At 67.9% G+C, this 11,615-nt stretch carries 6 protein-coding genes; all 6 read right to left on the bottom strand.

The window, feature by feature from the left end; translation table 11 throughout:
• Window positions 1–64: 64 nt before the first annotated feature.
• A complete protein-coding gene (locus tag ACWDTP_RS33090) occupies window positions 65–1,618 on the bottom strand; it encodes an acyl-CoA carboxylase subunit beta (RefSeq protein ID WP_450027447.1) in 1,554 nt (517 codons plus the stop codon).
• The gene (gene pks13 / locus ACWDTP_RS33085) at window positions 1,615–6,993 is read right to left on the bottom strand and encodes a polyketide synthase Pks13 (RefSeq protein ID WP_450027446.1); all 5,379 of its coding nucleotides are present in this window, start codon (window positions 6,991–6,993) and stop codon (window positions 1,615–1,617) included. The genes ACWDTP_RS33090 and pks13 overlap by 4 nt, the downstream gene beginning before the upstream one ends.
• Before the next feature lie 74 nt (window positions 6,994–7,067).
• Complete coding sequence (fadD32, locus tag ACWDTP_RS33080) at window positions 7,068–8,960, bottom strand: long-chain-fatty-acid--AMP ligase FadD32 (RefSeq protein ID WP_450027445.1); 1,893 nt, start codon at window positions 8,958–8,960, stop codon at window positions 7,068–7,070.
• Window positions 8,961–9,181: 221 nt separating this feature from the next.
• Complete coding sequence (gene culp6, locus ACWDTP_RS33075; protein WP_450027444.1) at window positions 9,182–10,192, bottom strand: carboxylesterase Culp6; 1,011 nt, start codon at window positions 10,190–10,192, stop codon at window positions 9,182–9,184.
• A gap of 45 nt (window positions 10,193–10,237) precedes the next feature.
• Entirely contained in the window at window positions 10,238–10,726 is a 489-nt protein-coding gene (locus tag ACWDTP_RS33070) for a hypothetical protein (RefSeq protein ID WP_450027443.1), read from the bottom strand.
• A gap of 65 nt (window positions 10,727–10,791) precedes the next feature.
• Window positions 10,792–11,615, bottom strand: an 824-nt coding sequence (locus tag ACWDTP_RS33065) for an alpha/beta hydrolase-fold protein (protein WP_450027442.1), incomplete at its 5' end; no start/stop codon positions are given.

Genomic DNA, 11,615 nt, shown 5'->3' with positions numbered 1-11,615 from the left:
CCCGGAATGCGCATTCCCGGGTACCGACGCGTCTGCTCGGCGGAGAACTCGGCGGAGAAAAGGACTAGAGCGGAAGCAGGCCGTGCTTACGCTGCACCTTGCGCAGATTCTGCTTGTCCCGCAACAGATGCAGCGACCTGCGCAGCAGCAGCCGGGTCTCGTGCGGCTGAATCACCCCGTCGATGTAGCCGCGCTCGGCCGCGATCCACGGCGTCGCCATGTTCTCGTTGTAACCCTTGATGAAATCGTCGCGGATCTTGCGCACCTCGGGCGCCGTCGGATCCGGGAACCGCTTCACCAGCAGCTGCGCCGCACCCTCCGCGCCGATCACCGCGATCCGGGCGGTCGGCCAGGCGAAGTTCAGATCGGCCGAGAGCTGCTTGGAACCCATCACCGCGTAGCCGCCACCGTAGGCCTTGCGGATGATGACGGTCACCTTCGGCACATCGGCCTCGACGATGGCGTTGAAGAACCGCCCGCCGCGCTTGATGATGCCGCCCTTCTCCTCCGCGACACCCGGCATCGCGCCGGGGGTGTCGACGACGAAAACCAAAGGCAGGTTGTAGGAGTCGCAGAACCGGATGAAGCTGGCCGCCTTGTCCGACGCCTCGTTGTCGACCGCGCCCGACATGTGCATCGGCTGGTTGGCGACCACGCCGACCGGGCGGCCGTCGACCCTGGCGAACGCGGTGATCATCGCCGGGCCGCGTTGATCGGCGATCTCCAGCACATCGCCGTCGTCGAAGATGCGCACCAGGATCTCGTGCATGTCGTAGGAGGTGTTGTCGGCATCCGGGACGATCGAGTCCAGCTCCAGATCGTGCGGGGTGATCTCGGGCTCCAGGCCCGGGTTGACGATCGGCGGATCGTCAAAAGTATTGGCGGGCAGGAAGCTCAGATATTCGCGCACGTACTGGTAGGCCGCGGCCTCCGATTCGACCACCTTGTGGATGTTGCCGCGCTGCGCCTGCACGTCGGCACCGCCGAGCTCGTCGAAGGTGACCTCCTCACCGGTGACGTCCTTGATCACGTCGGGACCGGTGATGAACATGTAGCCCTGATCCCGCACCGCCACCAGCAGGTCGGTCTGGATCGGCGAATAGACCGCCCCGCCGGCACATTTCCCGAAGATCAGGGAGATCTCCGGGACCAGGCCGCGCAGCATCTCGTGGCGGCGGCCCAACTCGGCGTACCAGGCCAGCGAGGTCACCGCGTCCTGGATGCGCGCACCCGCCGAGTCGTTGATGCCGATGATGGGGCAGCCGACCATGGCCACCCACTCCATCAGCTTGGCCACCTTACGGCCGAACATCTCGCCGACCGAACCCTGGAACACCGTCTGGTCGTGGCTGAACACCGCGACCGGACGGCCGTCGATGGTGCCGTGGCCGGTGACCACGCCGTCGCCGAACAGCGCGTTCGGATCGCCCGGCGTCTTGGCCAGGGCACCGATCTCCAGGAAGCTGCCCGGGTCGAGCAGCGCATGAATCCTGGCCCGCGCCGACGGAATTCCCTTGCGATCGCGTTTCGCGACGGCCTTCTCACCGCCGGGTTCCTTGGCCAACTCCAGCTTGTCGCGAAGATCGGCCAGCAGTTCGGCCGTGGTCTTGTTGGTCACTTGCGCTCGCTCTCGGCTGTCGTACCTGTCGCTTCGTTCCCGATCCGGGCGAGGGCCTCGCTCATATGCGCACCCACTTTGGCAATGTAGGGCTCGTCGATGGCCTGGATATGCTCGCCCCCGATGTGCACGACCTCGAGGTCGGAGGCGAATTCACCCCAGCCGCCGTCGGGCTTTCTGGTCGCATACGCCGGCTCGAAGACGATCGCGTCATCGTGGTACCGGTCGGCCATGTACAGCGTCACGTGCCCATCGAACGGCTGCACGTCGACGGTGTCCAGGGCCCGCTGGTCCAGGTACGACGTGCGCTGGTGCTCGATGATCCCACCCGGGATCTGCACGCCGCTTTCCTTGATCACGTCGAGCACGAACTTCACCTGCCCCTCGTCGTCGAGCTTTTCCAGCTCCTCGTAGGGGATCTCGGGGACCTCCACGTTGAAGGTGCGCTCCGCGAACCGCGCGTAGCGGTCCCAGCGGGCGCGCATCCCCGCCTTGGTCTGGTCGATCGGCTCACCGGGCCGCACGCAGTCGATCAGCCCGACGAATCGGACATCGGCGCCGGCCTGCTTGAGCCCGATGGCACACGCGTAGGCCAACGCCCCGCCCAGGGACCACCCCGCCAGGACGAACGGACCGTTGTGCAGCTCAAGCAGTTTGGGCACGTACTCGGCGGCGCGTTCCTCGATCGAGCCCTCGACCCGCTCGATGCCGTACACCGGGGTGTCCGCGGGCAGCCGCTTCATCAGCGGTTCGTAGACGACGGTGGACCCGCCGGCCGGGTGGAACACGAAGAGCGGGACCTGCGAACTGCCCTCTTTCGGCGGCCGCAGGATGCGGACGAACCCGTCGACCACACCCTCCTCGAGCTGATCGCGGACCGTGCTGGCCAGTTCCTCGATGGTCTTGGCAGACTTCACATCCTCGACGGTGACGGTGCCCTCGGCCCGTTCCGAGAGCCGGTCCGCCAGCTTCCCGGCCGCCGCGTCGTCCAGTCCGGGCAGCTCATTGAAGATGCCGCCGGGGGACTTGCCGGTGACGATCGCCCAGGTCGCGAACGTGACCCGCTCGGCGGCGTCGCGCGGCGGCACATCGGCGCCGAGCGCCTCGGTGACGGCCTCCTGGGTGAGCACCTTGGCCGCCGCCGTGGCAGCGGTGGAGCCGGCCGGGCCCGACGAATCGGTGGGCGGCGGCGGGATCTCCAGCTCGGCCATCGCCGGCCCGCTCGGATCGGTCGGCGGCGGCGGGATCTCCAGATCCGCGGCGGGGTCATCTCCCGCACCCGCCTGGTCCAGCTTGTCCTGCAGTTCGGCGACCGTGGACGCCCCGCCCATGAGTTCGGCCTGGGCCGCGGCGATCTCGTCCGCGGTCTGTCCCTTCTGGGATTCGGCGAGCTGACCGACCTCGTCGCGATGCTCGATCGCGTACTTGATCAGCTCCTCGACGTTGTAGAGGTTGGCGTCGCGCACCGCGGTCAGCTGGATCGGCGGCAGGTCGAAGTCGTATTCGACGCGGTTCTTGATCCGCACCGCCATCAGCGAGTCGAGACCGAGTTCGATCAGCGGCACCTCCCAGGGCAGATCCTCCGGCTCGTAACCCATCGCCGCGCCGACGATGGTGCCGAGACGCTGCGCCACGGTCTCACCGGTATCCGGCGACCACTTCTGGAAATCGGCACCCATACCGGCGCCCGAGGTCAGGTTGTCACTGAGGATTTCGGCCTGCTCCTCGGGCTCCTCGACCGCCTGGGTCAGCTCCGCAGCGGGCGCGGCCGAGCCCACGCCGACCGCGGTCGGCAGGGCCGCCGCGGCTCCCCCTCGGGACACGATGGCGTCGTAGACCAGCGTGAAGGATTGATCAATGCGGGCATGCACCTGCACCGTGGCGCCGCCGGGGTGGCGGGTCAGCGTGGTGACCAGCCGGGCCCCCTCCGCGGGGACCGCGCGCTGCTCGAACGCGGTCAGCTTCGCGTCCGGAAGGACCTGCGCCGCAGCCGCTTTGACCAGGGCAGCGAGATCGCCCGCAGCCTTCGGCACGAACTCCCAGACGTGCTTGCCGTCCGGCGTCGCGACGTGGTTGCCCGGCATCACCGCCGAACTGTCGCCGGTGAAATGCGCGTCCAGCCAGTGCGGCTTGCGCTTGAACCGGGTCGGCGGGATGTCGGCGAAGTCCAGCGCCCCGGCCAGCCCGGTGGACGTGCGCGGGAACAGCGTCCGGATGTCCAGGTCATGGCCGTGCACGAACAGCTGCGCCATGGCCGTGGTCATCGAGGTGACCTCGTCCTGTTTGCGGGCCAGGGTCGGCACCAGCTGGGCGTCGTGCAGCCCGGCCGACGCGGTGGTCAGGCCGACCTGCATGAGCGCCACCGGATTCGGTGCCAGCTCCAGGAACGTGGTGTGGCCGTTGTCGACCGCGTTGCGAATGCCGTGGGTGAAGTAGACGCTGTGCCGCAGCCCCTTCTTCCAGTAGTCGACATCGTGGATCGGGTCACTGCCCTGGCGGATGAACTTGCCCTCGTGCACGGTCGAGAAGTAACCGGCCTTCAGCGGGAGTGCCTGGATCCCTTGGATTTCGGCGGACAACTCACCGAGCAGCGGATCCATCTGCTGAGTGTGGCTGGCACCCTTGGTCTGGAACTTGCGGGCGAACTTGCCCTCCGATTCGGCGCGCGCGATGATCGCGTCGACCTGCTCGGGCGGGCCGCCGATCACGGTCTGGGTCGGTGCGGCGTACACGCACACCTCCAGATCGGGGAAATCGCTGAACACGGTCTTGATCTCGTCGGCCGAGTACTCCACCAGCGCCATCAGCCGGATGTACTCGCCGAACAGCATGGCCTCGCCCTCACCCATCAGGTGGGCGCGCGAGCAGATGGTCCTGGTCGCATCGGCCAGCGACAGGCCGCCCGCGAAGTAGGCCGCCGCGGCTTCGCCGAGCGACTGCCCCACCACCGCACCGGGTTTCGCGCCGTGCGCCTTGAGCAGCTCACCGAGCGCGATCTGGATCGCGAAGATCACCGTCTGGGTGGTCTCGATGCCGTAGTCCTTCGAGTCGTCGAGGATGAGTTCGACGATCGAGTAGCCCAGCTCGTCCTGGACGTGTGCGTCGACCTTGTCGATCCACTCGGCGAAGATCGGATCACGCAGGTACAGGCTCTTACCCATCTTGCGGTGCTGCGCACCGAATCCGGCCAGCACCCACACCGGCCCGTTGGTGACCGGGCCGTCGGCGGTGATCACACTCGGGTGCTGCTTACCCTCGGCCACCGCGCGCAGGCCCTTGACCGCCTCGTCGTGGTCGGTGGCCAGCACCACGGCGCGGGACCGGCCGTGGTTGCGCCGCGACAGCGAACGCCCGATCGACTCCAGCGAGGACGCCCGGCCCTCCTCGCTGTCGATCCAGTCCGCCAGCTCGGCCGCGGCGGCCTTCTTGCGCGACGTCAGGAACGCCGAAATAGCCAGCGGGACAACCTTCTTGGTCGGCTCGGCAGCCTCGGCGGCCGCCAGCTCCTCGCGGGCGACTTCGAGCAGCCGCTTGGCCTCATCGGTCAAACCGGGCAGTTCGTGGGTCGCCTCGTCATAGACCGGGTATTCGTCCGCTTCGGCCTCATCGTGCACGAACTCGCCGTACTCGTCCATCCGGACACCGCCCACGTAGACCGCGTCGGCGTCGTCAGAAGACGGCTTCTCCTCGACCGCTTCGGGTTCCGGCTCGGGCTCGACCAGGTCGCTCGGCAGCACCTCGCGCAGCACCAGATGGGCGTTCGCGCCACCGAAGCCGAAGCCCGACACCCCCGTGATGGCGTGCCCGCTGTAGCGCGGCCACTCCGAGACGGTGTCGTTGACCTTGAGGTGTTCCTTGTCGAAGTCGATGTACGGGTTGGGCCCGGCATAGTTGATCGACGGCGGCAGCTTGTCATTGGCCAGCGCCAACGTCATCTTGGCCAGGCTGGCCGCGCCCGCGGCCGACTCCAGGTGCCCCACATTGGATTTCACCGCACCGAGCAGGGCGGGCTTGTCGGCGGCGCGACCGCGTCCGACCACCCGGCCGAGTGCGTCGGCCTCGATCGGGTCACCCAGGATGGTGCCGGTGCCGTGCGCCTCGATGTAGTCGACGTCGCGCGGGTTGATACCGGCGTCCTTGTATGCCTTGCGCAGCACCGCTTCCTGCGCATCCGGATTGGGGGCCAACAGACCGTTGGACCGGCCGTCGTGGTTGACCGCGCTGCCCGCGATGACCGCGAGGATCTGATCGCCGTCGCGGCGGGCGTCCGAGACCCGCTTGAGCACCAACATGCCGCCGCCCTCGGACCGGGCGTAGCCGTCGGCGTCCGATGAGAACGATTTGATCCGGCCGTCGGCCGCCAGCACCCCGCCGACCTCGTCGAAACCGACCGTCACCAGCGGGGTGATCAGCGCGTTGACCCCGCCGACCACGGCCACATCGGCCTCACCGGAGCGCAGGGCCCGCACCCCCTGATGGGCCGCGACCAGCGAGCTGGAGCACGCCGTGTCGACCGCGACCGACGGGCCGCGGAAATCGTAGAAATACGAAACCCGGTTGGCGATGATCGAACTCGCGGTTCCGGTGATGGCGTACGGGTGGGCGATCGACGGGTCGCTCATCGCCAGGAAGCTGTAGTCGTTGGTCGAGTTGCCGACGTAGACCCCGACACTGGTGCCGCGCAGGCTCGACGCCGGGATCCTGGCGTGCTCCAGCGCTTCCCACGTCAGCTCCAGCGCCATGCGCTGCTGCGGGTCGATATTGTCGGCTTCCATCTTCGACAGCGCGAAGAACTCGGAGTCGAATCCCTTGATGTCGGACAGGTAGCCGCCGCGGGTGCGGGCCTTGCCGACCCGATCGGCGATCCGCGGCTCGTCGAGGAACTCGACCCACCGCCCCTCGGGCAGATCGGTGATGGCGTCACGGCCCTCGAGCAGCGCCGCCCACATCTCGTCGGGGGTGTTCATATCACCGGGGAAGCGGGTCGCGACCCCGACAATCGCGATGTCCTCGACGTCGGGGCCACGGGTCCAGTCCTCGTCGCCCTCGACGAACTCGGGTTCCGGCTCACCCTCGATGATGACCGTGGCCAGCGATTCAATGGTCGGGTGGCGGAACGCGACCGTCGCGGTCAGCGTGACACCGGTCAGATCCTCGATATCGCTGGCCATCGCGACCGCATCGCGCGAGGACAGGCCGAGTTCGACCATCGGGGTGGTCTCATCCACCGCGTCCGGCGACTGCCCGGTCGCGTTGCCCACCCACTTGCGCAGCCACTCCCGCATCTCGGCGACGCTCAGCTCGGGGCGCGACACCGGCCCGCCCGCGGACTCGGTGGTCGCTGGAGGATTCGAATCGTTCTGTGTTGCATCCATGGCCGGTTTGTCCTCTTCGGGTGCGGAGTTCAGATCACCTGTGCCGTAGACCGGTCGGCGTTGTGACGTCAGGATCAGTCGGTCTCGTCGGGGAACGCATTGGCGATCTTGCCGCTGCGCAGGCTGCCGTCGAGATAGGCCGACCGGCAGGCGCGGCGGCCGATCTTGCCGCTGGAGGTGCGCGGGATGGCACCGGCCGCGGTGAGCAGCACATCGCGCACCGTGACACCGTGGCGCACCGCGATCGCCGCGCGAATGTCGTCGGAGATCGGGCCGACCTCCAGCTTGTGGGCGCCAGGGGCCCGCTCGGCGACGATCACGAGCTGTTCGGAGGTGTCGTCCGGATCCCGCTTGAGCCCGGCGTGGGCGTTCTCGAACACCTCGGCGGGCAGCTGGTTGGCCGGCACCGAGAACGCCGCCACATACCCGGTGCGCAGCGCCTTGCTGGACTCCTGCGCCGAGTACTCCAGGTCCTGCGGGTAGTGGTTGCGGCCGTCGATGATCACCAGGTCCTTGACCCGGCCGGTGATGTAGAGGTCACCCTCGTAGAACGCCCCGAAGTCGCCGGTACGCACCCAGGTCGCGTCGTCGGCCGCCCCTTCGGCATGCGTTGGGTTGGTCCGCGATTTGAGGATGTTGTGGAACGTCGATGCGGTCTCGGCGTCCTTACCCCAGTAGCCGGTGCCCATGTTCTGGCCACTGATCCAGATCTCGCCGATCTGGCCGTCGGCCAGCTCGGTGGCCGATTCGGCGTCGACGATGACGGCCCACTCCGCGATCCCGACCTTGCCGGCCGAGGCCTGCGCGACGGCCTTCGGCGAATCGGTGTCCACCTCGACGAGACGGCCGGTGTTCAGCGCGTCCCGGTCGACGGTGATGATCTTGGGCTCTTCGGCCGATGGCGTTGTCGACACGAACAGGGTGGCCTCGGCCAGACCGTAGGACGGTTTGATCGCCTTGGGCGGGAAGCCGTACGGGCCGAACGCATCGTTGAACCGGCGCACGGTGGCCGCCGAGATCGGTTCGCTGCCGTTGAGCACGGCCTTGACGTTGGACATGTCCAGCGGCGCCGAGCCCTCCTTGGGCAGACCGCGCGCCGCAGCATGGTCGAAGGCGAAGTTCGGGGCCACCGAGATCGTGCCGCCGGTGTCGCCCTCCTTGCGGGCGAGTTCGCGGATCCAGCGTTCCGGGCGGCGGACGAACGCGGCCGGGGTCATGAAGGTGAAGTAGTAGCCGATCATCGGGGCCAGCAACGCCGTGATCAAGCCCATGTCGTGGAAGAACGGCAGCCAGGACAGGCCGCGGTCGCCGTCCTCGCCTTCCAGGGCCTCGACCACCTGAACCACGTTGGTGGCCAGGTTCAGGTGGGTGATCTGGACCCCGGTGGGGATCCGGGTCGAGCCGGAGGTGTACTGCAGGTAGGCGATGGTGGTCTCGTCGACGTCCTGGAAATGGATCCAGGTGGCGGCGACGTCGTCGGGAACCGCGTCGACCGCGATGACCCGAGGGCGCTGATTGGCCGGGCGGCTGCGGAAGAACTTGCGCACGCCCTCGGCGGCCTCGGTGGTGGTCAGGATCGCCGACGGATGGCAGTTGTCCAGGACGGCGTGCAGCCGGCCGACGTGACCGGGCTCGGACGGATCGAACAGCGGCACCGCGATCCGGCCCGCGTAGAGCGCACCGAAGAACGCCACCAGGTAGTCCAGGTTCTGCGGGCACAGGATCGCCACCCGGTCACCGGGTTCGGTGACCTGCTGCAGCCGGGCCGCGACGGCCTTGTTGCGGGCACTGAACTGGGCCCAGGTCAGGTCGCGGGCGACACCGTCACGTTCGGTGGAGAAGTCGAGGAACCGGTAGGCGAGCTTGTCGCCACGGACCTTGGCCCAGCGCTCGACATGTTCGACGATGCTCGCGCCCTCAGGAAACTTGATCTGACCGTCCTTGATGAACGGATTGTGGAACGGCATATGTCTTCTCCTGTCAGGGCCGTACTCGTCGCGTCGTCGCACGTCATTCGCGGTGCGCCACAGCCACTCGACGGCCTCTGCGAACCTCAAAACCCCGTGCATCCTACCGGGATTGAAGGTCGGCACTCACGGCTCAGCCGACAGCTACTGCTCTTAGTTTTCTCTTAATGTTAGGCGACCGTGGTTGTCCGGCCAAATCCGGCGCGCCAGGCCCGGTGCCGTTATCCGTGCGCCGGGTGCGGAGCGTTGTCGACGAGGTTCTTCGCCCAGCTCAAGGTCCATTGGGTGGCGGTCTGGCCGTTCTCGACCCAGAACTGCGGGGTGTTGTACAGCGCGTGCACCGGGCCCGCGGCGCTCCCCGACAGCGTCTCCAGCGTCTTGGGCAGATTGAAGACCGAGAACGCCTCCTCCGGCGCCGAACAGATCAGATCGCCCGCGCCGCAGATCTGGTTGGTGCGGTTGTCCAGCGCACCGAACCCGCCGGGCCGGGGCCCGGTCATGGTCAGGCCCATCCCGGACAGCATCGGCAGCTCGTGCAGCGTGACCTCGGCGCCCTGGCCGACCGGGTTCGGCCCGATGTCCTGCCCGACACCCACCTGGCGGCGGCCGTCGGCGATCAGCGTCACACCGAGCACCAGATCCTCGTCCACCGGCCCACGGCCGTTGCCGATGTCACCGGCGATGTCACCGGCGATCACCGCACCCTGCGAGAACCCGGCCAGCACATAGCTGGTCAACGGGCAGCGGTCGTTCATATCGGTCAGCGCCTTGACGGCGGTGCGGGTGCCCTCGGCGCGGCTGTCGTTGTAGGACATCTGCTTGTCGGCCGCGAACGGATTGTGGAACTGCGCGGTATAGGGCACGGTGTAGACCTCGAGCCGGTCCCGGCCGAACTGCTCGGCCATCGGCCTGCTGACATTGGTCATCAGCGACAGCGGGAACTGCGTCGGATTGAACGGATCGTCGGTGGGCGAGGACTCCCAGGTACCCGGGATCGACATCAGCATCACGTCGGGGCAGTCCGCCGACTGGAAATCCGGCCGCGGTTTACGCGTCGTCGGCGGTGCGGGCACCCCCGCGGGCGGCTGCGCGGTGGGCGGGGCCTGCGGGGTGTCCGGGCGGCGCATCACGATGACCACGATGGCCACCACGAGCACCACCACGAGCGCCATCGCGCCCGCGGCGATCAGGGCCAGGATGCGATGCCGCTTCCGTCGAGCGTTTTTTGCCATGTACTTTCGTGCTCCTCGCGTGCGGGTGGGATTCTCGCACCCCTGCTAGCAGAGTCGTTCAGTTGCGATGCGGATGTAATCAGAGGTGGCGGAGTTGATCTCGCCGGGCGACACCGGACTCTCCTGCACCCCCTTCTCCGCATGTGCGGCGCGCACATCGCTGCGCACCCGCGGGAGGACGAAGTCCCACACCGCCTGATCATTCTGCTTGGCAGCCCGGGCCTGGCACACATAGGACCCGATCGACAGCGCCAACAGGTCACTCGACGGTTGCACTCCGGCGGCTTCGAGATCGTCGAGATAGGCCCGCTGCTGGGCTGTGACGGACAGCTCACCGTTGCGGCCCTGCTGCGGCAGCGCCGGGTCCGACTGGAGTTCACCCGACTGGGCTTGGGTGTCGTTGATTTGCGAGGTTGGCACGACGAGGGGCGCCATCATATCGCTGCCCGCATCGCAGCCGGTGAGCAACGACGCAGCCGACACCGCGAACGCCGTCGCGATGACCGGGGTGGCCGACCGTACCGTGTGCTGCACGCCTCCACCGTACCGGGTCTCGAAAAGTGCCCCCGTACAGCTGATTCGCGCCAAGTGCGGGATCGCTACTTGATCGTGGCGACCAATTCACCCGACATCTGCGCCAGCTGAGGCGCCCAGCTGCCCCAGTCGTGCTGGCCGGAAGCCGGGAAGTCGAAGTGCCCGTTGCCGCCGCCGACGGAGCGGTAGTGCTGATAGAACGAACGGTTGCTGCCCGTTGCCTGATCGCAATAACCGATCATCGCGGGCGGGTCACTGCATGTCAGGGTTCCCGGGCTGTACACCCACAGCCGGGTGTTGGCGTCGGCCAGCAGCTGTACGTGGACGTCGGGATCGTGCCACTTCCAGCGGCCCAGCTGTGGCGCACCCCACATGCCGTAGCTGTCCACCCCGCCGTACTGGGCCAGCCCCGCGGTGATCGCACCGTTGAGGGCGGTGGCCGACGGGGTCAGGAAGCCCGACAGCGATCCGGCGAACCGGAACCGGTCCGGATGGAACGCGGCCAGCGTCACCGCCGCGGTACCGCCCTGGGCGGCCCCGACGATGCCGTGCCCGCCCGGCGCCAGCCCCTTGTTGGCCGCCAGCCAGTCCGGCAGCTCGGCCGACAGGAACGTATCCCACTGCTTGCTGCCGTCCTGCTCCCAGTTCGTGTACATGCTCCAGGCCCCACCCGCGGGGGCGGCGACCGAGATGCCGCGGCCCGCCAGCGTGCTCATCGCACTGCCGGCGTTGACCCAGTTGCTCACGTCGGGTGCGGCGTTGAACGCGTCGAGCAGGAACACCGCGTGCGGTCCGCCGGCCTGGAAAGCCACCGGAATGTCGCGGCCCATCGCGGCCGACGGCACCATCAGGTGCTCGACGCCGTCGGCGCGGGCCTGCGCCCCGCTCA

This window comes from Mycobacterium sp. NPDC003449, assembly GCF_053588415.1.
Note: the sequence above shows the minus strand (reverse complement) of the source record. Positions and strands in the feature narration are given on the sequence as shown.

What these genes read in the sequence shown, in the direction of transcription:
- pks13 (WP_450027446.1), bottom strand. Translation starts at nt 6,993, where the DNA reads ATGGATGCAACACAGAACGATTCGAATCCTCCAGCGACCACCGAGTCC.
- fadD32 (WP_450027445.1), bottom strand. Translation starts at nt 8,960, where the DNA reads ATGCCGTTCCACAATCCGTTCATCAAGGACGGTCAGATCAAGTTTCCT.
- culp6 (WP_450027444.1), bottom strand. Translation starts at nt 10,192, where the DNA reads ATGGCAAAAAACGCTCGACGGAAGCGGCATCGCATCCTGGCCCTGATC.